Source organism: Streptomyces arenae (assembly GCF_022343545.1).
In the GTDB taxonomy this organism is placed as follows: Bacteria; Actinomycetota; Actinomycetes; order Streptomycetales; family Streptomycetaceae; genus Streptomyces; species Streptomyces humi.
This window is the reverse complement of record NZ_JAKQYH010000094.1, coordinates 1-25,701: the sequence shown is the minus strand read 5'-3', so window position 1 is coordinate 25,701 and position 25,701 is coordinate 1. Positions and strand designations below refer to the sequence as shown.

The 25,701-nt window shown below is 73.5% G+C and carries 21 protein-coding genes and 1 tRNA gene; 7 read left to right on the top strand and 15 right to left on the bottom strand.

Translation table 11 applies throughout. From position 1 onward, the window contains the following. Positions 1-58 precede the first annotated feature (58 nt). The 7 genes from MB828_RS44775 to MB828_RS44745 all read right to left on the bottom strand — a co-directional run bounded on the left by MB828_RS44775 (position 59) and on the right by MB828_RS44745 (position 8,685). Positions 59-1,192, bottom strand: coding sequence for a gala protein (locus MB828_RS44775; protein WP_301653174.1), 1,134 nt, complete (start codon positions 1,190-1,192; stop codon positions 59-61). Positions 1,193-1,299: 107 nt separating this feature from the next. Next, a tRNA-Arg gene (locus MB828_RS44770) sits at positions 1,300-1,372 on the bottom strand. Positions 1,373-1,424: 52 nt separating this feature from the next. Then, positions 1,425-2,015, bottom strand: a complete 591-nt coding sequence (locus MB828_RS44765; protein ID WP_133023110.1) for a TetR/AcrR family transcriptional regulator — start codon at positions 2,013-2,015, stop codon at positions 1,425-1,427. Positions 2,016-2,030: 15 nt separating this feature from the next. Next, the gene (locus MB828_RS44760; protein ID WP_301653193.1) at positions 2,031-4,046 is read right to left on the bottom strand and encodes a discoidin domain-containing protein; all 2,016 of its coding nucleotides are present in this window, start codon (positions 4,044-4,046) and stop codon (positions 2,031-2,033) included. Positions 4,047-4,225: 179 nt separating this feature from the next. Beyond that, positions 4,226-5,452, bottom strand: a complete 1,227-nt coding sequence (locus MB828_RS44755) for an aminotransferase class V-fold PLP-dependent enzyme (RefSeq protein WP_301653173.1) — start codon at positions 5,450-5,452, stop codon at positions 4,226-4,228. Between the two features lie 94 nt (positions 5,453-5,546). Further along, a complete protein-coding gene (locus MB828_RS44750) occupies positions 5,547-7,025 on the bottom strand; it encodes a glutamate-cysteine ligase family protein (protein ID WP_301653172.1) in 1,479 nt (492 codons plus the stop codon). 172 nt (positions 7,026-7,197) lie between these two features. Further along, positions 7,198-8,685 (bottom strand): PucR family transcriptional regulator, encoded by a 1,488-nt coding sequence (locus tag MB828_RS44745; protein WP_301653171.1) that lies wholly within the window; start codon positions 8,683-8,685, stop codon positions 7,198-7,200. Between the two features lie 150 nt (positions 8,686-8,835). Here MB828_RS44745 and speB point away from each other — a divergent pair, with 150 nt between their 5' ends. The 4 genes from speB to MB828_RS44725 are packed head-to-tail and all read left to right on the top strand — an operon-like array spanning position 8,836 to position 12,432. Further along, positions 8,836-9,804: an agmatinase gene (gene speB / locus MB828_RS44740; RefSeq protein WP_133023106.1), complete on the top strand. Its 969-nt coding sequence runs from the start codon at positions 8,836-8,838 to the stop codon at positions 9,802-9,804. Continuing rightward, positions 9,801-11,369, top strand: coding sequence for a purine-cytosine permease family protein (locus MB828_RS44735; RefSeq protein WP_301653170.1), 1,569 nt, complete (start codon positions 9,801-9,803; stop codon positions 11,367-11,369). The genes speB and MB828_RS44735 overlap by 4 nt, the downstream gene beginning before the upstream one ends. A 5-nt stretch (positions 11,370-11,374) precedes the next feature. After that, positions 11,375-12,028, top strand: a complete 654-nt coding sequence (locus tag MB828_RS44730; protein WP_301653169.1) for a cyclase family protein — start codon at positions 11,375-11,377, stop codon at positions 12,026-12,028. After that, a complete protein-coding gene (locus MB828_RS44725) occupies positions 12,025-12,432 on the top strand; it encodes a YybH family protein (protein ID WP_301653168.1) in 408 nt (135 codons plus the stop codon). The genes MB828_RS44730 and MB828_RS44725 overlap by 4 nt, the downstream gene beginning before the upstream one ends. A gap of 46 nt (positions 12,433-12,478) precedes the next feature. Here the strand turns inward: MB828_RS44725 and MB828_RS44720 are convergent, their stop codons facing one another. After that, the gene (locus MB828_RS44720; RefSeq protein WP_301653167.1) at positions 12,479-13,717 is read right to left on the bottom strand and encodes a 4-hydroxybenzoate 3-monooxygenase; all 1,239 of its coding nucleotides are present in this window, start codon (positions 13,715-13,717) and stop codon (positions 12,479-12,481) included. A 63-nt stretch (positions 13,718-13,780) separates the two neighbouring features. On the opposite strand from MB828_RS44720, the gene MB828_RS44715 reads away from it, so the two are divergent. Then, a complete protein-coding gene (locus MB828_RS44715) occupies positions 13,781-15,031 on the top strand; it encodes an acyl-CoA dehydrogenase family protein (RefSeq protein WP_343236253.1) in 1,251 nt (416 codons plus the stop codon). Positions 15,032-15,066: 35 nt separating this feature from the next. Here MB828_RS44715 and MB828_RS44710 read toward each other — a convergent pair whose 3' ends face one another. Beyond that, positions 15,067-16,827: a PE-PGRS family protein gene (locus MB828_RS44710; RefSeq protein ID WP_301653166.1), complete on the bottom strand. Its 1,761-nt coding sequence runs from the start codon at positions 16,825-16,827 to the stop codon at positions 15,067-15,069. A 525-nt stretch (positions 16,828-17,352) separates the two neighbouring features. Between MB828_RS44710 and MB828_RS44705 the strand changes: the two genes are divergently transcribed. Further along, a complete protein-coding gene (locus MB828_RS44705) occupies positions 17,353-18,156 on the top strand; it encodes an aminoglycoside 3'-phosphotransferase (RefSeq protein WP_301653165.1) in 804 nt (267 codons plus the stop codon). Between the two features lie 29 nt (positions 18,157-18,185). Here the strand turns inward: MB828_RS44705 and MB828_RS44700 are convergent, their stop codons facing one another. The 5 genes from MB828_RS44700 to MB828_RS44680 form a co-directional block, all read right to left on the bottom strand. Beyond that, positions 18,186-18,566 carry a toxin Doc gene (locus MB828_RS44700; RefSeq protein ID WP_133023099.1) on the bottom strand — a complete coding sequence of 127 codons (381 nt, stop codon included), beginning with the start codon at positions 18,564-18,566 and terminating at the stop codon, positions 18,186-18,188. Continuing rightward, on the bottom strand, positions 18,566-18,805 hold the full coding sequence (locus MB828_RS44695; protein WP_046727032.1) for a hypothetical protein: 240 nt from the start codon (positions 18,803-18,805) through the stop codon (positions 18,566-18,568). Before MB828_RS44695 ends, MB828_RS44700 begins: the two co-directional genes overlap by 1 nt. A 68-nt stretch (positions 18,806-18,873) precedes the next feature. Next, entirely contained in the window at positions 18,874-19,785 is a 912-nt protein-coding gene (locus MB828_RS44690; RefSeq protein WP_301653164.1) for a GlxA family transcriptional regulator, read from the bottom strand. A gap of 10 nt (positions 19,786-19,795) precedes the next feature. Next, a complete protein-coding gene (locus MB828_RS44685; protein WP_301653163.1) occupies positions 19,796-20,395 on the bottom strand; it encodes an isochorismatase family protein in 600 nt (199 codons plus the stop codon). A gap of 69 nt (positions 20,396-20,464) precedes the next feature. Next, on the bottom strand, positions 20,465-20,908 hold the full coding sequence (locus MB828_RS44680) for a helix-turn-helix domain-containing protein (RefSeq protein ID WP_301653162.1): 444 nt from the start codon (positions 20,906-20,908) through the stop codon (positions 20,465-20,467). Between the two features lie 428 nt (positions 20,909-21,336). On the opposite strand from MB828_RS44680, the gene MB828_RS44675 reads away from it, so the two are divergent. Further along, positions 21,337-24,270, top strand: a complete 2,934-nt coding sequence (locus MB828_RS44675; RefSeq protein ID WP_301653161.1) for an AfsR/SARP family transcriptional regulator — start codon at positions 21,337-21,339, stop codon at positions 24,268-24,270. A gap of 113 nt (positions 24,271-24,383) precedes the next feature. Here the strand turns inward: MB828_RS44675 and MB828_RS44670 are convergent, their stop codons facing one another. Next, positions 24,384-25,376, bottom strand: coding sequence for a PP2C family protein-serine/threonine phosphatase (locus tag MB828_RS44670; protein ID WP_133023220.1), 993 nt, complete (start codon positions 25,374-25,376; stop codon positions 24,384-24,386). Positions 25,377-25,701: the final 325 nt, after the last annotated feature.

The window sequence follows — 25,701 nt, the reverse complement described above, 5'->3', positions numbered from 1 at the left end:
GCCCGGCGTCTGCCGGATGCCTCGTCCGGCGGGAGGCAGCGGAGTTCGGCCGGGGCTCTCACCGGTAGACACTTCCTATCGCGCGCAGGTCGGGATGTGCCGCGCCGAGGGGCCGCAGCCGCCGGGTGAAGGACCGCTTCACCTTGCGGGGCAGGCCGGGGCCGAGGCCGACGTACTCCAGGGCTGAGTCGTCGGGCACCGCGGCCAGCAGGGTCTTGGCGCCCCGGCCGGTCAGGCCGGTGTGGCACAGCTCCAGCCGGCGCAGCGGGCTGCCCGGCAGCGCGGCGGCCAGCGCGTGGGCGCCGTCGTCGCCGGTGGTGTTCGCGGGGGCGCCGAGGCTGCGTTCGGACAGGGGGCGGCCCAGGTCGAGGACCTCGATGCCGGCCAAGGAGCCGGCGAGGGCGCGGGCGCCGGCGGGGCCGATGCCGTTGCCGCCGAGGCCGAGGCGGACCGGGCGTACCGGGTCGGCCGCGGCCGCGAGGATCGCGGCGCCCTCGTCGCCGAGGTGGTTGGCGGGCAGGTACAGCTCGCGTACGCCCGCATCCCGGATCAGCGCCGCGAGCAGTGGGGCGGCGTCCGCGGTCAGGCCGTTGCCGCCGAGGAAGAGGCGTTCCACCGGGGCGGGACGGCCGGTGAGGGCGTCGAGCAGGGCGCGCAGGCCGTCGGTGGTCACCCCGGTGTTGACCAGGTCGAGGGTGCGCAGCGCGGTGTTGCGCCGGAGCAGCGCGGCGAGTGCGTGGGCGCCCTCGTCGCCGACCGGGTTGCGCTTGAGCCAGAGGGCCCGGACGGTGTCGTCGGCCGAGAGGGCGCCGGCGAGCGCGGCGGTGCCCCGCGGGCCGATGCGGTTGCAGCCGAGGTAGAGGGTGCGCAGGCCGTGGCCGTCGGCGAGCGCGTCGGCGACCGTGCGGGCTCCCTCGTCCCCGATGGCGTTGGTGCCGAGCAGGACGTGCGCGGCGTGCGGGGAGGCCGCGGCGACGGGCATCAGCAGGCGCGCACCGGCCGCTCCCAGGCCCTGCTTGCACAGGTCGACCCGGCCGTCCGCGCGGACGGTGCCGAGCGGGAACGTCTCGTCGGTGCCCAGGGGGGACGCGGACCGCAGGCGGTCGAGCAGTGGTTCCAGGGCGGCGGGGTCGCTGATCGGGATGTCCGGGTGCTCGATCGCGGGGCAGCGTACGGGTGTCGGCTGCGTCATCACCACTCCACCGGTCCGTGGCCGGCGCCCGGGCCGCCGGGGGCGCCTCGCCCGCCGCCCGCCCAGGACGAACCGACGCCTGTCGACTTTCCTCCACGAATAGGCGGCAGAACCGGTCGGATTCGAACCGACGTCCTCCAGCTCGATGCTTGGGCGCGACGACCTCTGCGCTACAGCCCTGCCGCGGTGATCATAGCGGAGTTTCGGCCATGTGTTCGGCGTCGGCCGTGGGTCAGGCCACCAGTCCCGCGATGTGGGCGGTGACCGTGTCGAGGATGTCGGTCCAGGCCGACTCGTCGCCCAGGACCAGGTAGTTGAGGGTCAGCCCGTCGGTCACGGCGGCCAGGTAGCGGGCCAGTACGGAGACGGGGACGCGGAGTTCGAGGCCGCGGCTGCCGCGCAGCCGCTCGATGAGTTCGGCGTAGGCGGTGCCGTACAGCTCGTACTGTCGTCGGGCCAGGTGCTCGAACCCCGGCTCGCGCAGGGCGTACTGGGTGAGTTCGTAGGTGAGCATGTGCTCGTCGGGGTGGTCGCGGACGTGGTCCCAGTACGCCTCGAAGCCGGCCCGGACGGTCTCCGCCAGGGTGGCCCTGGGCCGCAGCGCCTCCCGCACCACGGCCACCGAGTGGTCGGTGAGGGCGGTGATGACGGACTCGATCAGGGCCTGCTTGGAGTCGAAGCAGTAGTGGAAGACGCTCAGCGAGACGCCCGCCTCGGCGGCGATGGCCCGGGTCGTCGCCTTGGCGACGCCGTCCCGGGCCATCGTCCTGATGGCCGCTTCCGTCAGCTGTTCGCGCCGTTGTGCCGACGGCATGCGTGCCATCCGTGAACTCCCGCCTCAGGCGCTGTGGACCCCGACCTCGTACAGCGAGTATCCCCAGTCGGTGCCGCGGTCGAGACCGTGGACCCGGACGTAGCGGGCCGGGGTCCCGGTGAACCGGGCCGTGTCCAGGCCGCCGTCACCGCTCGTGGTGGACCAGACGGACTGCCAGTTCGTGCCGTCGGTGGAGAGTTCGACGCGGTACGCCTTGCCGTACGCGCGCTCCCAGCCGAGCGTCACCCGGGAGACCAGGTGGGTGGAGCCCAGGTCGACCTGCCACCACTGGTCGTCGCTCCAGTCGCTGGCCCAGCGGGTGGAGTCGTCGCCGTCGGCGGCACGCCCCGGCCGGTAGCTGGTGAACGGGTTCCACTCGGACGAACTGGCCGACGCCGGCTGCCCCTCGGCGAGGTTCACCGAGGCCTGGTGCTCTTCGGTGGCGCCCCAGGTGTCCAGGTAGGACTCGGCGCCGCGGAACAGGTCGTTCACCACGTCCTGGCCGCCGACCTGCCGGATGTCCTCGATCCAGTCGGGGATCATCCCGGCGTGGGCCGCGCCGTCGGTGTTGATGTCGAAGGTGCGCTCGCCGGAGGTCTGCCGGTCGATGACGGAGCCGCCGTCGACGCTCCTGAAGGGGTACGTCACCTTGTTCGCGGCGTCCGCTCCGCGCGGGGCCGGGTGGTCGCCGATGCCGTTGAAGTCGGTGCCGTAGCCGTAGCCCACGCCGTACTTGTCGCGCAGCGCCCTGGTCCGGGCGGCTTCCGCGACGAAGCCCTCGGAGCCGTGCATGTACTGGGCGACGAAGCCGCCGAGGGCGTAGACCCGCTCGGTCCAGTCCAGGTCCATCCAGCTGTGCGAGGAGATCACGCCGGGGTAGGACGCCGACTCCAGGATGTCGAGGGCCTGGCCCACGGCCTTGACGCCCATGTGGTCGATCTCCAGCATCATCTTGCGTTTCATCATGCCGCGCACGGCGTACTCGCCGAGTTCGGTGAGACCGCGCTTGTTGCACCGGGCGTCCGAGTCGTACGAGGGGACGTCCACGCCGGCCGGGAGGTCCGACTCCGCCGCCGAGGAGGCGCTCCCGATGGGGTTGTCGTGCTGCGGGCCGGTGCACTTCTCGGTCGCCCAGAAGGTGCCGGTGGACAGGAACTGGCCGACGTTGATGGCCGTTCCGAGGCCGCCGGAGTCGAAGCGGACGCCGCACAGCGCGTTGTCGAACTTGTGGCACAGGAACATCGAGCGGACGCCCAGCGCGTAGAGCTCGTCGAGTCCCTTGTCGATGTCCTCCTTGTCGCACTGCGGGATGTCGAGGACCTGCTTGCAGCCGAAGGGTTCGGAGGTCTCCACCCCGAGGACGACGGCGAGTTTGCCCTCCTCTATGACCTGCCGCGCCTGCGCGCTGTCGGTGACGATCCGGAACCAGCCCTTGCCGGTGCCGCCGTACATCTTGTCGATGTACGCCTGGAGCGCGTAGGTCATCCTCGCCTGGAGCCGGATCGACGTCATCTCGTCACAACCGCGGTCCTTGAACGGGTAGACCGAGCAGATCATGCCGTTGGTGACGAGGTCGTTGACGAGCACGCGCTGGCCGCCGCGCCAGGCCCGCTCCACCCAGGCGTAGTAGTCGGCCTGGTGGGTCATCGAGTCGTACGCGGGCCAGTCCTTGAACGTGGGCCAGCCGACCGGGTCGTGCTTGCCGTCGCCGCCGTGGGTGATGTAGTCGAAGATCGCGAGGCTGCCGTCGGGGTAGTGCTCGGGGCAGTCCTTCAGGGCGTCGGCGACACCGGCGTCGGAGAAGACCTTGCCGCAGATCAGGCGTCCGCCGAAGGCCTCGTTGCCGAACAGGTGGTTGTGCGCGTCGACGAACCCGCGCACCTCCCCTGCCGAGTTCGTACCGGTGAACGGCTCGCCGGTGACGTCGATCCCGACGTCCGGGGCGGGCCGTGCGCTGGGGATCCACCAGTCGCTGCCGGCCGCCGAACTCGGCGTGGGCCCGAGGGCCATGGCCAGTACCAGGAGCAGCAGCGACAGCATGGTGACGTCCCTGCGTCTGCGGTACGAGCGTCGAAACGGCGTCACGGCCCACGTCCCTCGGTCGGCGGGAGCGCGCGGTTGACGAACCCATGACGTTGTCATGAACCGCGCAATACCTGGGACGAGGATCGGGCCGCGCACCTACCGAGTCAAGTGTCCGGGACGCTTGACCTGATGACTCAACGGCCGTACTCCCGGGCCCAGTCGGCGAGTACCGGGACGCATCGCTCGGCGAAGTGCTCGTAGTCGGCCGGGGTGTTGTAGACGTGCGCGGACACGCGCAGGTAGCCGATGCCGTCGAAGCTGGTGAAGGCGGCCTCGACGGCGAGTTCGCGGGCCGCCCGGTCGCGCAGTGCGTCGGCCTCGATCCGGCTCCGCCCGAGGCCGTCGGGCAGCCGCACCAGGCGCATGCCGGGCACCGGCATCCCGACGCCGGCGCGGCTGTCCTCGCCGGTGAGGCGGGTGACGGCGGCGCCGATGACATGGGCGGCGTGGTCCGCGAGCCGGTCCATGTGCCGGCGGGCGGCGGACCAGCCCCAGGTGTCCTCGACGAACGCGAGGGACGTCGGCGCCGCCAGGTAGGAGGTGGCGTCGAGGGTGCCCTGGTGGTCGAAGCGGACGGGATACGGCTCCGCGGCCCCCCAGGAGTCGATCAGCGGGCACAGCCGGTCCCGTAGCGGCCCGCGGGCGACCAGGGCCGCGGTGCCGCGCGGGGCACAGCCCCATTTGTGCAGGTTCCCGGTCCAGAAGTCGTACGTCGCGCCGGCCAGCGGGGCGGCGAGCAGACCGGGCGCGTGGGCGCCGTCGACGAGCATCGGCACGCCCCGGCGGCGTGCCTCCGCGCCGATGCGCTCGACCGGCAGCCGGCGCGCGGTCGCCGAGGTGATCTGGTCGACCACGACGAGGTCGGTGGCCTCGCCGAGTTCGGCCACGACGGCCTCGTACGCCTCCTCCTCGTCGGCGCCGAGCGGTACCCGCGCCGTGCGCACCCGGCCGCCCCAGCGGCGGGCCAGCCGCTCGGCTCCCATGGTGACGGCCCCGTAGCCGTGGTCGGTGACGACGATCTCCCCGCCGGCACGGCGTTCGAGCGCGTCGTAGACCACGCTGGCGCCGGCGCTGGCGTTCGGCACCAGGGCGAGGTCGCCGGCGTCGACGCGCAGGAAACGGGCGAGGTCGGCGCGGGTGGCGGCGAGCCGGTCCGGCAGTTCCGGGAACCACACCACCGGCGCGCGCTCCATCTCGGCGCGCAGCTCCGCCTGCCGCTGCTGTGCCACCAGCGGGACGGCACCGAACGATCCGTGGTTCAGGTGCAGCAGGGCGGGGTCCAGCGACCACGCCTCGGCGGCGGGCCTGCCGTCGGGCAGCAGCAGGGGGTGCGGCGCGAGGGCCACCTCGGTCTCGGTCACGCGGCGGGCCTCCGGAAGCGGGTCTGGTCTCCCGGCATCCTGGCACGGCGGTGACCCGCGGCCGCGCGCCGGGGTCGCCGCACCGCGGCGGCGTTCAGTCCACGGGCCAGGTGTGCGCGGCCGCGTTCAGATGCATGTAGTCCATGTACGCGGCGGTCATCCGGCGCAGGGCCTCCCGGCGGTCGTGGACACCGGACCGTTCCAGGTGGTGGACCGTCTCCGCCTGCCACAGGGCGCCGTTGCGGCCGTCGACGCAGCGCCGCTCGATGATGCCGAGCATCGGCTCGCGCCAGGAGGCGTCCAGCCCCGCCAGCTCCAGGCCCCGGTGCGCCAGGGGCAGCAGTCGTCGCAACACCAGTTCGGTGACCGGCACTTCGCCCGTCCCTGGCCAGTACAGGCGGGCGTCGATGCCGTCGCGGGCGGCCGCGTGCAGGTTCTCCTCGGCGACCGCGAAGGACATCCGCGACCAGACCGGGCGGTCCTCGTCCACGAGGGCACGGGTCAGGCCGTAGTACAGGGCGGCGTTGGCGATGGTGTCGGCGACGGTGGGGCCGGCGGGCAGCACGCGGTTCTCGATGCGCAGGTGCGGGCCGCTGTCGGTGACGGCGTAGACCGGGCGGTTCCAGCGGTAGATCGTGCCGTTGTGCAGGGTGAGTTCGCCCAGCTGCGGCACCCCGCCGACGGCGAGGGTCCGCTGCGGGTCCTCCTCGTCGCACAGGGGCAGCAGCGCCGGGAAGTAGCGGACGTTCTCCTCGAACAGGTCGAAGACACTGGTGATCCAGCGTTCGCCGAACCACACCCGCGGCCGTACCCCCTGGGCCTTGATCTCCTCGGGGCGGGTGTCGGTGGCCTGTTCGAACAAGGGGATGCGGGTCTCACGCCACAGTTCCCTGCCGAAGAGGAAGGGCGAGTTGGCGGCGAGGGCGATCTGCACGCCCGCGACGGCCTGGGCCGCGTTCCAGTAGTCCGCGAACTCCTTCGGGGCGACCTGGAGGTGGAACTGCGTGCTGGTGCAGGCGGCCTCGGGGGTGATCGCCTCGGCGTACATGGAGAGGCGGTCCACGCCCTCGAGCCGGATCCGCAGGTCCTCCCCGCGGGCCGCGAAGATCTGCTCGTTGAGCAGCCGGTAGCGGGGATCACCGGACAGGGACGTCTCACCCACGTCCGACTCCCCGAGCGTCGGCAGGATCCCGATCATGATGAGGTGGGCGCCCACGGTCGCGGCGCGGTCCTCGGCATGGTTGAGCGCGTCCCGGATGGTCTGCTCCCAGGCACCGGGGCCGCCGGACGTCAGCTGCCGGGGCGGGATGTCGATCTCCAGGTTGAAGCGGCCCAGCTCGCTCGACCAGGCGGGGTCGGCGATCGCCTGGAGCACCTCGGTGTTGCGCATCGCCGGGAGCCCGTCGTCGTCCACCAGGTTCAGCTCGATCTCCATGCCGACCTGGGGGCGCTCGCTCTCGAAGCCCGATCCGCGCAGCATCTGCGCCAGTACGTCGAGGCAGCCGTGCATCTTCTCGCGGTACCGGCGCCGGTCCTCGCGGGTGAACACCCGGGCCGGAACATCACGTCCCATCGGCCCCTCCCGAGTTCCCTCGGCGGACGTTTCTCGTCCCAGCGTCGCACCTCGCCGGGGTCCCGGACACTCGTCGGGCGCTCCGCTCACCCCGCGCACCCGCAGGGCGGTCGCAGAGTGACCGGGGCGGGCCGTGACGAAGGCGGACCCGGCGGACCCGGCGGGTCTGGCGCTACGGCCCCTCGGCCGCCACGCCCAGTTCGGTCGCCGCGCGCACCGCGAACCAGACCTCGGTGAAGGCGGCGGTGGTGGCCAGGTCGCGGCCGGTCACCTCGCCGAAGCGGCGCAGCCGGTAGGAGAGGGTGTTGGGGTGGATGTGGAGCGCCGCGGCGGCGTCCTCGGTCCGGCGGTCGCGCTCCATCCAGGTGCGGACGGACACCAGCAGCTGTGATCCGTGGGCCTCGTCGTAGCGCAGGGCCTCGCCGAGTACCTGCTCGACCAGCGCGGCCAGCAGCCGGCGGTCCTCGGGCAGCCAGCGTCCGGTGGCGTCCTCGCCGTAGTGGACGAGCGGCTTGCCCGCCTCCGCGGCGCGTCCGGCCGCCCACTCCGCCTCCTGGCGGGCCACCCGCAGCGGCTCGCCGACGGTGAAGGGGCGGCTCACCCCGCACACCGCGCCGGGCAGGCCGGCCAGGGCCTCGGTGAAGCCGGGTTCGGCCAGGACCAGCCGGTCGTCGCCGCGGCGCAGGGTCAGGTGGGGGTGGTCGGAGAGCGCCACACCCAGCTGCTCGTCCGGGGCGCTGCGGACCACCGCGAGGACGACCGGCCGCCGCGCGTCCAGGCCGTGGTGGGCCAGCCGGCGCTGGGCGCCGGCCGGGTCGAGGGTGTCCTGGAGCATCTCGGCGAGGGTCTCCGCCCCTTCCCGGCGGAGCACCTCGCGCTCCTGGCGGACCATCGCGAGCCGCAGGGCCGCGACGGTGGCCAGGTGCTGGACGACGGCCAGTCCGGCGGGGCGGGCACCGGCCTGTTCCAGGGCGACCAGGTAGCCGGCGGCGCCGCCCGGCCCGAGGACCGGGAGCACGAAGCCACCGGGTACGGTCGGCGGGGCGTCCGGGTCGTCGGGCAGCACCGAGAGGTCCGCGGGCGCCGCGACGCCGGGCAGCAGGGGCCGCCCCTGGGTGGTGCACAGGAAGATCCGGTAGCCGCTGAGCTGTTCCAGGCGGTCGAAGAGCGCGGGGATGTCCAGGTTCTCCTCGGCCATCCAGCGCAGCGCGCCGAACACCTGGAGCTGGGCGCCCAGCCGTTCGGCGGACTTCTCGCTGACGGCGGCGGCGACCTCCTGCGCGATGGTGACGAAGGGGACCGTGAGCGGGACCTCCAGGACCGGGAAGCCGCGCTCCTCGGCCGCGGCGAGGAAGGCCTGCCGCAGCGGCGGGGTGCGCAGCTGGGTGCTGAGCACCAGCGCCGCGACGCCCGCGTCGTCCAGCCGCTCCAGGTAGCGCCGCTGGGCCTCGCCGGCGCGGGGCACGGCGAGGCCGACGGTCATGATGACCTCCGAGCCCTGGAGCCAGGGGGTCGGGTCCTCCAGTTCGCTGACGTGCGCCCAGGAGACCGTCCGGCCCAGGCCGCCACCGCCCGCGAGCAGGCGCATCTGCAACGCCGGGAAGGACAGCAGGTCGCCGACGGTCAGGACGGAACGCGATGTGGCTTTGTGGTCGGACACAAGACAACTGTAGTTCTTGGTGCCGTCAACAATTGACCCTGGCCTGCGGCCGTCCGCAGACTGAGGCATCCCCCCGTTAGCGGAACCACTCACTCCGCCTCGGGGCCCGCCCACCCGGCGTGTCCGCCCCATACGACAGGAAGGTGCCCGATGACGACCCAGCCCCGTGGACCCGTGGACTCCTCGCGCGTCCCCCGCTACGCGGGACCGGCGACCTTCGCCCGGCTGCCGCGGCTGGACGAGGTGCCCCGCGCGGACATCGCCGTCGTCGGCGTCCCCTTCGACACCGGCGTCTCCTACCGGCCCGGCGCCCGGTTCGCCCCGGCCGCGGTGCGCGAGGCGTCCCGGCTGCTGCGCCCGTACCACCCGGGCCTCGACGTGTCGCCGTTCGCGGCGGCGCAGGTCGCCGACGCCGGAGACATCCCGGTGAACCCCTTCGACATCAACGAGGCGATCGGCACCGTCGAGGAGGAGGCGTCCCGCCTCCAGTCCGACGGCACGAAGCTGGTCACCATCGGCGGCGACCACACCATCGCGCTGCCGCTGCTGCGCGCGGTCGCCAAGAAGCACGGCCCGGTCGCCGTGCTCCACTTCGACGCCCACCTCGACACCTGGGACACCTACTTCGGCGCCGAGTACACCCACGGCACCCCGTTCCGGCGCGCCGTCGAGGAGGGCATCGTCGACACCGAGGCGCTCAGCCACGTCGGCACCCGCGGCCCGCTGTACGGCAAGCGGGACCTGGAGGAGGACCGCCGCCTCGGGTTCGGCATCGTCACCTCGTCCGACGTGCTGCGCCGTGGCGTCGACGAGACGGTGGACGCGCTGCGGCAGCGCATCGGCGACCGCCCGCTGTACGTGTCCGTCGACATCGACGTCCTCGACCCCGCACACGCCCCCGGCACCGGCACCCCGGAAGCCGGCGGCATGACCTCGCGTGAGCTGCTGGAGATCCTGCGCGGCCTCGCCGGGCTCAACCTCGTCGGCGGCGACGTCGTCGAGGTCGCCCCCGCCTACGACCACGCCGACATCACCTCCGTCGCCGCGTCGCACGTCGCCTACGACCTGATCAGCCTGTTCACCCTGGACTCCGCCGGCCCTCGCGAGGAGCAGACATGACCACCAACCCCCAAGCGGAGCAGCACGACGCCCCGTCGCTGACCGAGATCGAGACGTACGGGGTGGAGCGCATCCCGGACGCCGACCGCACCGCCCGGCCGCTCGACCTGTTCCGGGTCGCCTTCGGCGGCGCGAACACCTTCGCCACCTGCGTCCTCGGCGCCTTCCCGATCCTGTTCGGGCTGTCCTTCTGGCAGGGCCTGGCCGCCACCGGCCTCGGGCTCGCCGTCGGCGCGGTGATCCTCGCGCCGCTGGCCCTGTTCGGTCCGCTCAACGGCACCAGCAACTCGGTGTCCTCCTCCGCCCACCTGGGCGTGCACGGCCGGGTCGTCGGCTCCTTCCTCTCCCTGCTGACGGCGATCGCCTTCTTCTCCATCTCCGTGTGGTCCTCCGGCGACGCCCTGGTGGGCGGTGCGCACCGGATGTTCCACCTGCCGACCAACGACGGTGTCTACGCGCTCGCGTACGGGCTGTTCGCGGCGCTGGTGCTGACGGTGTGCATCTACGGCTTCCGGTTCATGCTCTTCGTGAACAAGATCGCGGTAGCCGCCGCGTCCCTGCTCTTCGTACTCGGCCTGTTCGCGTTCGGGGGCGACTTCGACGCCGGCTACCAGGGCAGCTTCCACTCGCTGAGCACGCCCGGCTTCTGGCCGGCGTTCATCGGCTCCGCGCTGATCGTGCTGTCCAACCCGGTCTCCTTCGGGGCGTTCCTCGGCGACTGGGCCCGCTACATCCCCGCCGACACCCCGCGCCGCCGGGTGATGGGCGCGGCCTTCCTCTCCCAGATCGCGACGATCCTGCCGTTCTTCTTCGGCCTGGCGACCGCCTCGATCATCGCCGCGAAGGCGGGCAAGTTCCTCGACCCGAGCGCCCCGGACTACGTCGGCGGTCTGCTGGCCATCTCGCCGTCCTGGTACTTCCTGCCCGTGTGTCTGCTCGCGCTGATCGGCGGCATGTCCACCGGCACCACCTCGCTGTACGGCACCGGCCTCGACTTCGCGAGCGTCTTCACCCGGTTCAGCCGGGTGCAGGCCACGGTCTTCATCGGCGTCCTGTCGATCTCCTTCATCTTCGTCGGCCGGTTCGCCGCGAACCTGACCCAGTCGATCTCCACCTTCGCGACGCTGATCATCGTCTGCACCGCGCCGTGGATGGTCATCATGACGCTGGGCTTCCTCACCCGTCGCGGCTGGTACGACCCCGACTCGCTCCAGGTCTTCAACCGCCGTCAGCGCGGCGGACGGTACTGGTTCACGCACGGCTGGAACTGGCGCGGCATGGCCGCCTGGCTGGCCTCCGCCCTGCTCGCGGTCCAGTTCGTGAACCTCCCCGGCCAGTTCGTGGGGGCGCTGGGCGACCTCGCGGGCGGCGTGGACATCTCCCTGCCGGTCGGGCTGGGCCTGGCCGCGGTCAGCTACCTGGCGCTGCTGTGGCTGTTCCCCGAGCCCCGCGCCGTCTTCGGCCCCGAGGGGCCGCGGCTGGTACGGGCCGTCGACACCCCGGTGCCGCCGATCACCGCCGCCGACGGCGCGCCGGCCGGCGTTCCCGAGCCGGCCGAGGTGTGACCGGGATGCGGCTGATCGACCTGTCGGTGCCGCTGCGCACCGGCATGCCGGTCTACCCCGGCGACCCGCAGGTGGACATCCGGCCCGCGCTGACCGCGGCCCGGGACGGCGTCAACGTCCTCCGGGTGCACATCGGCTCGCAGTCCGGTACGCACGTGGACGCCCCCTCCCACATCGAGGACGGCCTGTCCGCGCTGGACCAGCTGCCGCTGGACCGTTTCGACGGCCCCGCGCACGTCGTCGACGCCCGGGGTCTGCCGCCCCGGGCGGCCATCGGGGCGGACCTGCTGGCCGCCGTGCCCGAGGGCCGGATCGTGCTGGTCGCCACCGGCTGGTCCGCCCACTGGGGCACCGCCGCCTACCACGACCACCCGTACCTCACCCCGGAGGCGGCCGAGCTGCTCGTCGCCCGTGGTGTGCGCACCGTCGGCGTCGACGCGCTCAGCGTCGACCCCACGCCCGGCGAGACCCTTCCCGCCCACCGGGTGCTGTGCGGCGCGGACGCCGTCATCGCCGAGAACCTCACCAACCTCGCCGAGGTCCTCGACGCCCAGCTGGCCGGCCACGCCGTGCACGTCAGCCTCTTCCCCCTGCACCTGCCCGGCGCGGACGGCGCACCCGTCCGCGCCGTGGCCCGGATCCCGGAGCCGCAGCCATGAACAACGACCACGACACCGTCCTCGCCGCGGCCGACGCGCTGATCGCCGCCTTCGCCGAGGGCCGCACCGACGACTACTTCGCCGCCTTCGCGGCCGACGCGAGCTTCGTCTTCCACACCACCGACCGGCGTCTGGACTCCACGGAGGAGTACCGCGGCCTGTGGCACAGGTGGAGCGAGGAGGACGGCTTCCGCGTCCTCGCCTGCGACTCGAAGGGCCGGCGGCTCCAGCTTCTCGGCGACACCGCCGTGTTCACCCACTCGGTGACCACGCGGGTCGCCACCCGGGCCGGGGAGGAGACGCTGCACGAACGCGAGACCATCGTCTTCCACCGCACCGGCGACGGCACCTGGCTCGCCGTCCACGAGCACCTGTCCCCCGACCCGGCGGCCACGGCCGGCTGACCGGGACGAAGCGCCCCGAAGCCCTTCCGTGAGCCCGCGGGTGCGGTCAGCCGCTGGTGGCGGCAGGAGGGTTCGGGGCCGGGTCCAGGCCGGTCATCTGCTCCGCGAAGGCCTGCGCGGCCGTGGGAGAGGTGAAGAGGCGGTGCAGGCGGGCGCGGGCGAGGTTGCGCAGGAACGGCCCGCGATGGGTGTCGTCGCCGGCGTCGTGGACCGTCCGGGTCAGCCAGTGGGAGAACTCCTGGTCGTTCCAGACGCGCCGCAGGCAGCGCCGCGAGTAGCTGCGCAGCGCGGTGTCGTCCTGGTCGCGGACGTGGTCGCGGACGGCACGGGCGAAGAGATCGGCGTCGTACAGGGCGAGGTTCATGCCCTTGCCGCCCATGGGGGACACGATGTGGGCGGCGTCCCCGACCAGGAACAGCCGGCCGTACTGCATGGGGTCGTGGACGAGGCTGCGCAGCCGGAAGGTCTCCCGGTCGGTGATCGGGCCGGCGGTCAGGGCGGGGTCCGCGAGCCTGGTGCGCAGCGCGTCCCAGACGCGGTGGTCCGGCCAGGCCTCGGGCCGGTCGTCGGGCGGGCACTGGAGGTAGTAGCGGCTGCGCCGCGGCCCGCGGGGGAAATGCGCGGCGAAACCCTGCGGGCTGACGGCGAGCAGCGGGTGGGCGGGAGGCGGGGCGTCGGCGAGGACGGTGAGCCAGCCGACGCCGTGGTCGAAGCCGTGGGCGCTGAGGACACCCTCGGGGACGGCGGCGCGGGTGACACCGTGGTCACCGTCGCAGCCGGCGACGAAGTCGCAGGTGATCGTGTGCGGGGTGCCGTCGGCGGAGCGGTAGCGGACGGTGGGGCGGTCTCCGGTCAGGTCGTGCAGGGAGACGTCGGCCACCTCGTAGCGGATGTCGCCGCCTTCGGCGAGATGGGCGGCGGTGAGGTTGGCGACCAGGAGCTGCTGCGGGCAGAGCCGTGCCCCGGGCCCCTCGGAGCCGTCGGTGTCGTCCACGAGGTGGGTCTCGCCGTCCACCCGGAACTCCAGGATGCCGTCGTGCGGGGCGCCGCCCAGCACCAGGTCGGCCAGCCCCCAGGACTCGAACATCCGCACGGCGCGGCTCTCCACGATGCCCGCCCGCTGCCGCTGCGCCACGTACTCGCGGCTGCCGCGCTCCAGCACGACGCAGTCCACTCCGCAGGTGCGCAGCAGGTTGGCGACGGTCAGCCCGGCCGGGCCCGCCCCGACCACCACCACCGTCGTGGACTGCGATGCCCCGCCCGACTCGCTTTCCCGCAGGACCACTTGGCACCTCCCGGTTCAGCGTAGCCGAAGAGTGCACCTGAACTCCGTTGCCACGACGAGGCGTTGACAGACGTCCGGATCGGCGCGACGGTGATGTCCCGTCCGTGGGCCGAGTCCGGAGGTCGTCCGTTGGCCGGTTCGTCAGCACCTGGTTCGGGCACCGGTCTGGTCGAACGCGTCCGCGCGCTCCAGCCGCTGATCCGCTCGCACGCCCTGCGCACGGAGCAGGAACGGCGGGTGACGGGCGAGGTCGTCGAAGCACTCACGGGTGCCGGGATCCACCGTATGAACGTCCCGCGTCGTCACGGGGGTTACCAGTCCTCGCTGCGGACCCAGGTCGACGCGCTGAGCGCGGTCTCCGCCGCGTGCGGGTCGGCCGGATTCATGGCGCTGATCCAGGCCGGGTGCGCCTTCATCGCGGCCCTGTTCCCCGACGAGGCCCAGGACGAGATCTTCACCGGCCCCGACGTCCGGGTGGGCGGCACCCTCGTCCCGGGTTCGAGGGCAGCGGCGGTGGAGGGCGGTTACGTGGTGAGCGGGAACTCCCCGTTCGCGACCGGCTGCCAGGACGCCGACTGGCATCTGCTGACCGCGCTGGCCGACACCGGGGAGGGTCCGCCGGAGATGCTGTGGCTGGCGATCCCGATGGCGGAGCTCAAGGTGCTGGACGACTGGAACGTCACCGGTCTGGCCGGCAGCGGGAGCAACACCGTCGTCGCCCAGGACGTGCACGTGCCCGCCCATCGCGTCCTGCCGGTGGGGCCGTTGCTGTCGGGCGCGTTCCCGTCGCGGCGCAACGGCGGCGACCCGTTCTACCGGATGCCGGTGCTGCTGCTGTTCTGCGCCTGGACGGCCGCGAACGCCCTCGGTCTGGCACGGGCGGCTCTGACGGAGTTCGGTGAGCGCATCCATCAGCGGGGCATCACGTACACCTTCTACGAGCGCCAGCACGAGGCACCGGTGACGCATCTCCAGTTCGCGGAGGCCGAGATGAAGGTGTCGGCCGCGGAACTGCTCGCCGCCGACCTCATCGGGCTGATTGAGTCCAAGGCAGCCGAGGGCGAGCCGTACACGACGCGGGAGCGGGCCCGGATCCGGGCGCAGTGCGGGTACCTGACCCGGTCGTGCAAGGAGGCCGCCGACCTGATCGGGTCCGCTTCGGGCGCCTCCTCCCTGCACCGGGAGGCGCCCGTCCAGCGGATCGTGCGGGACCTGAACGCCCTGAGCCTGCACTCGTTCGTCAACCCCGCCGCCAACCTGGAGCTGTACGGCAGGGTGTTGTCAGGCCTCGACGCCGGGACGCCTTTCCTGTAGGACGACGCCCGGGCCGGGGGCCACGGGGACGTGGGTCACGGCTTCGGGCGGGGGCCGACCAGTTCCTCGTACAGGGCCCGGCGTTCCTGCGAGCCCTCCTCCGTCCGGGCGAGTGCCTTCTCCCAGTCCTGCTGGATCTCGTCCAGGTAGGCACGCCAGTCCCCGTCGGCGTGGGACGCTCCCATCTCCCGCAGGTCGACGAAGCGTTCGTTCTTGCCGAGACCGCCGGAGCCCACCTTGTCGCCCTTGTGGCCGTGCAGGACGGACTCCGGGTTCGAGGTGGCCTCGGTGGACCGGAAGTCGTGCTCGTAGCCGACCGGGCTGTCGGCGTGCGGCTTGATGGTCTCGATGCCGATCTGGAGCGAACCGTCGCGTTCCATGGTGGGGCGGTGGTAGACCAGCAGGATGTGGCCGTAGGAACCGTTCGGCAGGACCATGTCGCCGTTCCAGTCCTTCGAGCCCAGGCCGCCGCCCGAGATGTCCTGCCCCCACAGCTTCGGGCTGGCCGCGCCGACCGCGAGCTTGTTGGTGACGGACGCCAGGATGCCGCCCTTCTCCTTGAACTTGCCCGGCTGGTCGCCCTTGTTGGCTCCGATGGAGGTGCGGTGGGTGGCGAAGTCGCGCTCCGAGACGTCCTCGGCGGTCTCGCCCTTGGTGGCGTCCTTGGTGACGCCCAGGAAGTGAGGCAGCCAGTAGGCCGCTTCGTCCTTCGAACTGAGCGCCGGGATGCGGACGTTGACGCGGCCGCCGTGTGCCAGGGCGCGGATGACGTCCTGTTCGTGATCCACCTTGTGCGTGCCCAGCGCCGGGTCGTAGAGCTTCAGGCCGTTGCGCAGGACCAGCAGGATCTTCGTGAGCATCTCGCGGGCCCTGGTGTCCTTGCGGACGTAGTCGGGCGCCTTCTCCTTGCCGTCCTTGCCGATCGGGCTGCCCGGTGCCGGCACGGTACCGGCGTGCCGGCGCTCGGGGGCGATGCCCGCCGGATACAGGGAGTCGATGGCGGTGTCGCGGATCTGCTGGTCCCGTTCGGCTTCCAGGAGCTTGCGGTCGTCGACCGAGGTGCCGGATGCCTGGGTGAGCATGAACCGGCCGAGCGTGTAGTCGGGGCTGATCGGCGGTGCGGCGGCCGCGCGCACGGCCGGGTGGTTCGCGCGGACGGCCAGCGTGGCGGTGAGGACCCGCTTGCCCGCGCTCAGTCGCAGCCAGTCCTTGAAGTCTCCCTTGAGGTAGGCCTCGGCGTCCGCGTAGGTGCCGATGCCCACGGCCTTGAGCCACTTCGGGTTGACGTCGGAGAGCTGCCGGATGTCGCTCAGGTCCTGGTCGTTGAACGCCTCGCCGCGCAGCACGCGCCGGTCCAGGGTCTTGCGGAGCCGCGTGGGGCCCTCGACCAGCCACTGTTCCGGCCACCAGGTGCCCGGGGCGAAGATGTTCCGCTTCGACTTCGTCTGGACGGTGTGCAGTTCGATCGAGCTGCTGAGCCTGGCGATGATCTCCTTGCCCGACCCGCCGGCGTCCTCGGCACGGCCGGATTCCTCGGTGCGTCCGGCGTCCTCGGTGTGTCCGGCGTCCTCGGCGGTGGACCGGCCGGCCGTGTCCGACGCCGTCACACGCTGGACGGTGGGGGCGCCGGGCCGGGCCTGGTCGTGGGCGTGCGCCTGGCCGGTGTCCTCGCCCGAGGCGACGCGCCGGATGTGCTGCAACCACGCGCCGTTCAGGTCCGTCGGCGGTGTGACCGCGCGTGGCGTGTCCGGGCCCCGCTCGCCAGGGTGGTGGTGATCCCGTGTGACGGAGCGCATGGACCGTCCTCCTCGCCGACTCTCTGCTGCCCAGCTCTCTGTTCTAGGCCGGCGGGCCGGCGGTGCGGAAGGGCCGCAGGGGCAGACCCCGGTGCCTAACGGTCCCCCGTCCGCTCCTCCCCCGACGGGGTCCGGTGCCCCGTCAGCAGACGTACCACGGCCGCGTTCCCGGCGGTCCGCTGCAAGGAGTCGAGGCGCGCGGCGGCGGCGCTGTCGGGCGGCGCCGCCACCACCCGGCTCCGGCGGGACCGCGTCCCGGGGTCCGCACGACCGCCCGCCGTACCGGGTCCCTGCGGCGCGGTGGCACTCGTCCCGGTGGTCACGTCACGCCCCCGTCTCGGCCTTTTCCTCAGGGCACCACCTGTGCGGCCCTCAGGGTTCTCCCGTCGTTCAACTTACCGCCGCCGGCACCCGCGTCACCGCCACCGGCACCCGCGCGGACCGGCGGCCGTACGGGAACCGCCGCCCGCGGCGGCGCCGGGAACAGGCCGACCCGCCGATGTCCGGCTGGGCGAGAATGGGCGGATGATCGCCGAACCGCCCCGGGACCCCCTCGAGTTGCCGCCTGCCGTCGTCGACCTCGCGGCGGGGCGCCCGACGCGGGCCGTGTGGCGGAACGAGGTCGGCGGACTGACGTTCCAGGTCGGTCTGGGCGAACAGCGGTGGTTCGTGAAGTGGGCACCGGCCGGCAGCGGTGTCGACCTCGCGGCCGAGGTGACACGGCTGCGCTGGGCGGCGAGGTTCACCGCGGTGCCGCACGTACTCGACGAGGGCGCCGACGACACCGGGTCCTGGATCGTCACGCTCGGCCTGCCCGGAAGCTCGGCGGTGGACGACCGGTGGAAGCGCGACCCCGGCACGGCGGTACGCGCGGTCGGGGCCGGGCTGCGGGCGCTCCATGACACGCTGCCGGTCGCGGACTGCCCGTTCACATGGTCGGCCGAGAGCCGCCTGGAAGCGGTGCGGTCACGCGCGTCGGCAGGGCGGCTCGACCCGGCGGCCTGGTCCCGGGACTTCCGGCACCTCGGTACCGTCGAGCGGGCGCTGGGCGCGGTCGCGGAGGTTCCGCCGGTGGACGGGTTCGTCGTCTGTCATGGCGACGCCTGCGCCCCCAACACCCTGGTCGGTGACGACGGCACGCACACCGGGCACGTCGACCTCGGCGCGCTGGGTGTCGCCGACCGCTGGGCCGACCTCGCCGTCGCCACCTGGAGCACCCGCTGGAACTACGGGCCGGGCTGGGAGGACCCGCTGCTCGAGGCCTACGGGGTCGAGCCGGACCGCGAGCGGACCGCGTACTACCGGCTGCTGTGGGAGCTGTCCGACTGAGCGGCGGCCCGCGCGTCCGGCCGAGGGTGTCACAGCTTCCAGTCGCGCAGCCGGTCGGCGACGTCCTGGACGCCGATACGGGTGTCGCGGACCTTGCGCACCAGATCGGACAGGGCGCCATAGGGCGGGTCGATGCCCTCGCCGGCCTGCGCCATGTACTGGGCGGCGATGAACGCGGCGTACAGGCTGTTGCGGTGCGGAAGCGGCTCCAGGCGCACGATCGTGTGCAGCAGCGCCGCCGCACGCCACGCCGCGTCCGGGTCGGCCGCCGCGAGCGTGGGCAGCCGGGTCCTGTGCCGGGACACCGCGGCCACCAGCGCCGAGTAGTCCGAGACGGTCAGGTCCTCGTGGCCGAGGGCGTTCTCCTGGACGTCCAGCAGCCAGGAGACGTCTATGTAGAGAGGCGGCATCAGGCGGCGGCAGCTCCGTCGCCGCGCTCGGCGGGCGGCACTTCGTCGGGGAATGCCTCGTCGAACTCGCCGCGCAGCCGGTCGGCCCATTCCGTCGCGCCGGCGACGAACCGCTTGCGCTGCATCTCGCGGACTCCGAGGTCGTGCAGGTACTGCTTGAGGCTCTTGCCCTCGGCGGCCGCCGCGGCCCGGACGCCCTCGAGTTCCTCGTCGGTGAAAGACACGTTCAGGGAAGGCATGACAGCGATGGTACCTACTTGGTGCCAGGCGGGTAAAGCCGGGCGGCAGGGCGCGCTGCCGGGCCCGGTCAGTGCTCGCGGGCACGCAGGCGGCGCAGCATGCGGGGATCCTCGAAGCCGACCGCGCGGGCGGCCGCGTCGACCGTGGCACCGTGGCCGATCAGGTGCTCGGCGCGTTCGAGGCGGAGGGTCTGCTGGTAGCGCAGCGGGGTGAGACCGCCGGTGGCGCGAGTGAAGAGGCGGGTGAGGGTGCGTTCGCTGACGCCGACGGCCGCGGCCAGGGCGGACAGCGGCAGGGGCCGGTCGAAGCGGGCGTCGAGCAGGTCCTGGGCGCGGTGGACGGTGTCGTCGAGGTGGGAGCGGTGTCTGAGCATGGCGCTGGCCTGCGGCTCGTGGCCGTTGCGCCGGGCGTAGACGACCATGTCCCGGGCCACCTGGGCGGCGACCGCGGGGCCGTGCCGGGTGGCGACCAGATGCAGGGCCAGGTCGATGCCGCTGGCGATGCCGGCCGAGGTGACCACCCGGTCGTCGGCGGTGTACAGCACGTCGGGGACGACCGTCGCCCCGGGGTATCGGCGGGCGAGTTCGTCCTGCACGTCGTGGTGGGTGGTGCAGCGGCGGCCGTCGAGCAGGCCGGCCCGGCCGAGCGCCTCGGCTCCGGCGCAGACGCTGGCGACGGTGCCGCCCCTGGCGTGGTGGTCCCGGAGCGACCGCAGGACGGCCGGGCCGAGGGCGGGGCCACCGGCGAGGGTGCGGGCCCGCCAGCCGGGGACCACGATCAGGTCGTCGGGGCCGAGTTCGGGCCAGTCGCACCGGGCCACCAGCGGCAGGCCCTGGGCGGTGGTGACCAGCGGCTGCTCGGCGACGTAGCTGAGTGTGCAGGGGTGCCCGAAGTCGGCGGCCGTGGCGAAGACCTGCGCGGGACCCGCCAGATCCAGCAGATGGACTCCGGGCACCAGGAGGAAGACGATGTGGTTCACGATCCGGTCATCATGCCCGGGCTCCGGCCGCGGCTTCCAGTTCCGCCACGGTGGCGATGGTCGCGAAGCGTCCTGCCAGGGCGTACTCGGTGCGCCTGATGATCTCCTCGGCGCTCAGGGTGCGGGGGTCCGACAGCAGTTCGGCGACGCTCCGGCCGGCCGGGGCGTCACGGTGCGGTACGGGGTTGGTGGCGGTGGCGTCGACGACGAAGGTGACCTGGTAGCCGAGGTCGCTCGCGACGCGGGCGGTGGTCTCCACGCACTGCTCGGTCCGGATGCCGCACACGGTCAGTTCGCGGATGCCGTGTGCGGTGAGGAGTTGTTGCAGGTTGGTGGTGGTGAACGCGTTGTGCGAGGTCTTGTGGACCAGCGGTTCCGTGTCCAGGCGCCGCAACTCCTCCATCAGCCGGACGTGGCCGAGGGCGGGGTCGAAGACATCGCCGCTGCCGGGCTCGGAGTGCAGCACCCACACCACCAGGTCGCCCGCCCGGCGGGCGAGCCGCACCAGGCGGTCCACCCGTTCGGCGATCTTCGGGTCGGAGATGGTCTCCCACAGCGGGCGGGCGCGGAACGATTCCTGGACGTCGATGACGACGAGTGCTCGGGTCATGCCCCAAGCCTGACCGGCGTGGCGGGCTCGGCGACAGGCCTCATCGGGTCCGCGTGCGGACCGATCCGGTCACGGGAGAGGGCCGCCGCCGAGGGGCGTCGGGAGGTCCGTTCCCGGTGTGCCGGGCTGTTCGGTTACCTTCGCCAGTTCGGGCAGGGTGAGGTTCAGGGCGCGCAGCAGCGCCGCCGTCTGTCGTCCGTCACCGGTCCAGGTGTTCCGCCGTTCGGCCCGTTCGTACTCGGCGGTGTCCATCCCGATGGCGTGGGCCAGCTTCGCCGTGCTGAACCGGCGGGCGAGACGGTGCTCCGCGAGGGTGCGCGGATCCTCGATCTCCATCAGGTCCGTGGTCCCGCACCAGAGCACGTCCGCGAGGACGAACAACTCGTCCTCCGTGGGCCGGTACTCGCCGACCTCCCATGCGTGGATCATCGAGATGTCGACGGGGACCCCGCACGCGTTCATCTGTTCCGTCACCTGCTGGGGCGAGAGACCCAGACTCTGTCTGGCCGACATGGCGACGACGGGTGAGAACGGCGGTCTGTTCACTGGTCGGGCCTTTCCTGATGCCGGTGTCGCGGACCGCGGCCCCGGTCACGATCTTGAGCAGAGTCTGGCCGCTGGGCGCCCCGGGCCGCGACACGTGCGCCGCACTCCTGCGCGGACGCACCCCACCCCTGCCTCACCGGCCGCCGTGCGGGCCGCCGCGCTGCCCCGAAGGGCACGGCCGGCCCGCGCTCCGGGGCAGCAGGGGGCGCGGAGGCACCCCGTGCGAGCGGCCGGGGGACCAGCCCGTGCGCCGCCGTTCCGCAGGTGCGGTGCGCCGCCGTGCCTGGCGGCTCCCCGTCCCAACAGACTGAAGTCCGTGTCCTGAGACTGGGGTTCGACTGTGGCTGGGAACGTCGTCGATAGGTTGTCACCCCGCGCCAGAATGTGTGCGTGGGGTGAAGACGAACCGCGCGGGGAGTGTGGGCATCGTGGTGGAACTGCGTCTTCTCGGTCCGGTGGAACTCTCCGTACAGGGCCGGACCATCGAGGTCGGTCCACCGCAGCGTCGTACCGTGCTCGCCGCGCTGGCGGTGGATTCCGGCCGCCCCGTACCGGTCGACGTGCTGATCATGAGGGTCTGGGGCGCCGAGGCACCGGACGGGGCGCGGCGCGCGCTGCACGCGCACGTGGCCCGGCTGCGCCGGCTGTGCGAGCGGACCGCCCCGGCCGGGGCCCCGCTGCGCCTGGTGCGCCGCTCGGGCGGCTACCTGCTGGAGGCCCTTCCGGAGCAGGTGGACGTCCACCGGTTCCGGCAGCTGGCCGACCGGGCCCGGGAAGCGGGGCGGCCCGACGCGGAACGGGCGGCGCTACTGCGCGAGGCGCTGGGGGTGTGGCGCGGTGAACCGCTGGCCGGCCTGAGCGGGCCGTGGGTGGCGCGGGTGCGCGAGGCGTGGCGACGGCAGCACGTGGACGCCGCCGTGGCCTGGGCGCACGCCGAGGCGCGGGTCAGCGACCCCGTCTCGGTGATCGGTCCGCTCACCGAACTCCTGGACGAGTACCCGCTGGTGGAGCCGTTGGCCGAGGCGCTGATGCGGGCGCTGCGGGCCGCCGGGCGCGGCGCCGAGGCCCTGGACGCCTACGCGGCCGTCCGCCGACGGCTCGCCGAGGAACTGGGCGTCGACCCCGGTGCGGAACTACGGAAGATCCACGAGGCGATCCTGCGGGGAGGCGCCGCCGAACCCGTCGTACCAGTGCCGTCCGGGACCCCGGAGCGGGTCGCTCCCCCGGCGCGGCCGCCGTCCGGCGCGGTCGCCTGGCCGGGCGCTCTTCCCGGTCAACTGCCCATGGGCGTGCAGGGTTTCACCGGGCGGGACCATGAACTCGCGGAGCTGGAGGACATCTTCGCCGCCGCGGCGGGCCAGCCGTCCGCGGTGGTGATCACGGCGGTGTCGGGCACGGCCGGGGTGGGCAAGACCGCGCTGGCCCTGCACTGGGCGCGTCGAGCCCAGCATGCCTTTCCCGACGGCCAGTTGTTCGTGAACCTGCGCGGGTTCGCGCCCGGCGGCTCGGTGATGGGCCCGGCGGAGGCGGTACGCGGGTTCCTCGACGCCCTTGGGGTGCCGCCCGCCCGGATCCCGGTCGGCCTGGAGGCTCAAGTGGGGCTGTATCGCAGTCTTCTGACGGGACGCCGGGTACTCGTGGTGCTGGACAACGTGCGCGACGCCGAGCAGGTGCGTCCGCTGCTGCCGGGGGCCCCGGGCTGTCTGGCGCTGATCACCAGCCGGCGGTCGCTGACCGGGCTGGTCGCCACCGAGGGGGCACGACTGGTGACCCTCGGCCTGCTCGGTCCCCGCGAGGCACGGGAGTTGCTGGTCGTCCGGCTCGGCGCGCACCGGGTCACGGCCGATCCGGACGCCGTGCGGGAGATCATCGGCCGGTGCGCGGGACTGCCCCTCGCGCTGGCGGTCGTCGCCGCCCGGGCCGCCGCCCAGCCGGACCTGCCGCTGGCGGCTCTCGCCGCGGAACTGCGCCGCGCCGACGGACGACTGGACGCGCTCGACGGCGGGGAGGCCAGCAGCGAGGTACGGGCGGTGTTCTCCTGGTCGTACCAGGCGCTCGACCCCCAGACCGCCCGGCTCTTCCGATTACTGGCGCTGCATCCCGGACCGAGCGCCGCGCTCCCGGCGATCGCAGCCCTGGCCGGCCTGCCGGCCGCCCGCGCCGGGGCCCTGGTGCGGGACCTGGTCCGCGGCCATCTGCTCACCGAACAGCCCGCGGGCCGCTACGCCTTCCACGACCTGCTGCGCGCCTACGCCGCCGAACTCGTCGCCGCGCACGACGACGAGGAGGCCCGGCGGAACGCCGCGCGCCGCGTGTTCGACCACTACCTGCACACCGCCCGCCGGGCGGACGCCCTGGTGACCCCACGTGCCGAACCGGCGCCCCGGCCGGACGCCCAGGAGGGCGCCCTGGTCGAGGAGTTGTCGGACCACCGGCAGGCGCAGGCGTGGTTCGCGGCCGAACGTCCGGTCCTGCTCGCCGCCGTGGAACAGGCACGCGACACCGGTTTTCCCGGCCACAGCTGGCGGCTCGCCTCGGCGCTGACGACCTACCTCGACCGGCACGGCCACTGGCGCGCGTTGTCGGCCGCGCACACCACGGCGCTGGCCGCCGCCCGGCGCGGCGGTGACGCCGTCGGGCAGGCCGAGGCCCTGCGCGGGCTCGGGCTCGCCGCCGACCGGCTGGACCGCCCCGACGAGGCCCGCGCCCACTACCTGGGCGCGCTGGAACTGTTCGGCGAGGCCGGCAGTCACGCCGGGCAGGCCCGTGTCCACCAGCACCTTTCCAGGTTGTCCGAGGCGCAGGGCCGGCACCGGCAGGCGCTCGGCCACGCCCACGACAGCCTCGCCCACCACCGGGCCGCCGGCGACCTGGCCGGGCAGTCCGCGGCGCTGAACCACATCGGCTGGATCCTCGCCCAGCTCGGTGACCACCAGGAGGCCCTGGCACACTGCCGGCGGGCCCTCGAACCGGCCCGGCGGACGGGCGACCTCAACGGACAGGCCCACATCCAGGACAGCCTCGGCTACATCCACGACCGGCTGGGCCGGCACGCCGAGGCCCTCGACCACTACGAGCAGGCCGTCGTGCTGTTCCACCAGACCGGCGACCGGCACGGCGAGGCCGCGGCCCTGCTCTGTCTCGGCGACCTCCACGACACCGCCGGACGTCCGCTGCCCGCGCGCACGGCATGGGCCCGGGCGCTGGCCCTCACCGCCGAACTCGGAGTCCCGGAGCTGGATCCGCTGCGGGTACGCCTGCGGGAACGCCTCGACGCCGACGCCGCGCGCGCTCCCGCCGCGCACCGCCCGCGCCCCGCACCGGCCTGAGCGGGGACCGGCCGCCCGGCACCCGGCACCCGGCACCCGGCGCCCGGCACCCGGCACCCGGCACCCGGCGTCCGGCGCCCGTGGCGGACCCGGCGCCGATGCGGAGGCGGTCCTCAGCGGTAGCGGAGCAGCAGCATGGCGGCGTCGTCCTGGAGGGGGCCGTCGACGTGCTGGAGCAGGTCCTGGCGCAGGGTCTCCAGGGCGGTCTCGGGATCGTGCTCCTTGAGCAGGTGGGCGCGTTCGGCGAGGGGGTAGAAACGGCCGCCGCGGTCGCGGGCCTCGATGATCCCGTCGGTGTACAGCAGCAGTTGGTCTCCGGGGCGGAAGCTCTCCCGGTACGGCTGCGGCCTCTCGGTGCCGTGGGCGCCGAGGCCGAGCGGCAGCGCGTAGGTCCCCGGTTCGGGCAGGTCGACCGTGCCGTCGTCGCGGACCAGCATAGGCGCGGGATGGCCGAAGTTCAGGAAGGTCACCTGGTGGGCGCTGACCTCGGCGAGGACGGCGGTGACGAACCGCTCGCCGTCCAGCTGCCGGTCGACGGAGCGGGCCAGTCTGCCGCCGACCTCCTCCAGGCCCGCCTCGTCGAGGGCGGCCTCGCGGAACGCCCCGAGGACCAGTGCCGCGGTCTCCACCGCCTCCAGCCCCTTGCCCTGGACGTCCCCGACGATCACCCGTACGCCCTGCGGCGCGGCGACCACCTCGTACAGGTCGCCGCCGATACGGGCCTCGGCCACGGCGGACGTGTAGGAGACGGCCGCCCGCAGCCGGCCGGCGAGCTTCGGCACGGGCTTGAGCAGCACCCGCTGCGCGGCCTCCGCGATCGACCGGACGCTCTCCAGTTCGGCCTCCCGCCTGCGGCGCATGGACACGGCCACCAGACCGGCGACGGTGACCCCCACGACCGAGCCGAGGGCCATGGCGCCGCGCCGCATGTCGGTCAGGTCGTCGACCCAGCCGAGGGCGAGGCAGAGCAGCAGGGAGAGCGCGCCGACGCACGCGGTGCGCTTCCAGCCGCCCACGAGCGGGGCGAAGGCGGGGCCCACCGACACCAGCGGCAGGAAACCCAGCGACGGACCGGCCACCACGTCCGCGACGACGACCGCGCCCATCACCGCGAAGGGCAGCACGGACAACACCCGCTGCTGCCGGCTGTGTTGACGGCTCTGTACGGACACGTCCCCCGACCCCCTCCCCGCGCGGCCTGACCGGCACGGCGCATCATCGCAGACGTACCCGCTGTTGTCCGTGAATAGGCGACAGGTCCGCCGGTACGGCGTCGCCCTGGTGCGAACCGGACGCGCGTGCGGCGCGCGGGTCAGCGCCCGTCGCCCCGCGAGCGGCCGCGGGACGGGCGGGGGGCGCGGCGGGGGCGCCGGGCGGCGCCCCGCGAGCGGCCGCGGGACGGGCGGGGGGCGCGGCGGGGGCGCCGGGCGG

Excerpts from the sequence above, each read along its gene's own strand:
- MB828_RS44775 (WP_301653174.1), bottom strand. The coding sequence starts at position 1,192 with ATGACGCAGCCGACACCCGTACGCTGCCCCGCGATCGAGCACCCGGAC.
- MB828_RS44765 (WP_133023110.1), bottom strand. The coding sequence starts at position 2,015 with ATGGCACGCATGCCGTCGGCACAACGGCGCGAACAGCTGACGGAAGCG.
- MB828_RS44760 (WP_301653193.1), bottom strand. The coding sequence starts at position 4,046 with ATGCTGTCGCTGCTGCTCCTGGTACTGGCCATGGCCCTCGGGCCCACG.
- MB828_RS44750 (WP_301653172.1), bottom strand. The coding sequence starts at position 7,025 with ATGGGACGTGATGTTCCGGCCCGGGTGTTCACCCGCGAGGACCGGCGC.
- speB (WP_133023106.1), top strand. The coding sequence starts at position 8,836 with ATGACGACCCAGCCCCGTGGACCCGTGGACTCCTCGCGCGTCCCCCGC.
- MB828_RS44735 (WP_301653170.1), top strand. The coding sequence starts at position 9,801 with ATGACCACCAACCCCCAAGCGGAGCAGCACGACGCCCCGTCGCTGACC.
- MB828_RS44730 (WP_301653169.1), top strand. The coding sequence starts at position 11,375 with ATGCGGCTGATCGACCTGTCGGTGCCGCTGCGCACCGGCATGCCGGTC.
- MB828_RS44725 (WP_301653168.1), top strand. The coding sequence starts at position 12,025 with ATGAACAACGACCACGACACCGTCCTCGCCGCGGCCGACGCGCTGATC.
- MB828_RS44710 (WP_301653166.1), bottom strand. The coding sequence starts at position 16,827 with ATGCGCTCCGTCACACGGGATCACCACCACCCTGGCGAGCGGGGCCCG.
- MB828_RS44705 (WP_301653165.1), top strand. The coding sequence starts at position 17,353 with ATGATCGCCGAACCGCCCCGGGACCCCCTCGAGTTGCCGCCTGCCGTC.
- MB828_RS44700 (WP_133023099.1), bottom strand. The coding sequence starts at position 18,566 with ATGCCGCCTCTCTACATAGACGTCTCCTGGCTGCTGGACGTCCAGGAG.
- MB828_RS44695 (WP_046727032.1), bottom strand. The coding sequence starts at position 18,805 with ATGCCTTCCCTGAACGTGTCTTTCACCGACGAGGAACTCGAGGGCGTC.
- MB828_RS44685 (WP_301653163.1), bottom strand. The coding sequence starts at position 20,395 with ATGACCCGAGCACTCGTCGTCATCGACGTCCAGGAATCGTTCCGCGCC.
- MB828_RS44680 (WP_301653162.1), bottom strand. The coding sequence starts at position 20,908 with ATGTCGGCCAGACAGAGTCTGGGTCTCTCGCCCCAGCAGGTGACGGAA.
- MB828_RS44670 (WP_133023220.1), bottom strand. The coding sequence starts at position 25,376 with ATGGGCGCGGTCGTCGTCGCGGACGTGGTGGCCGGTCCGTCGCTGGGT.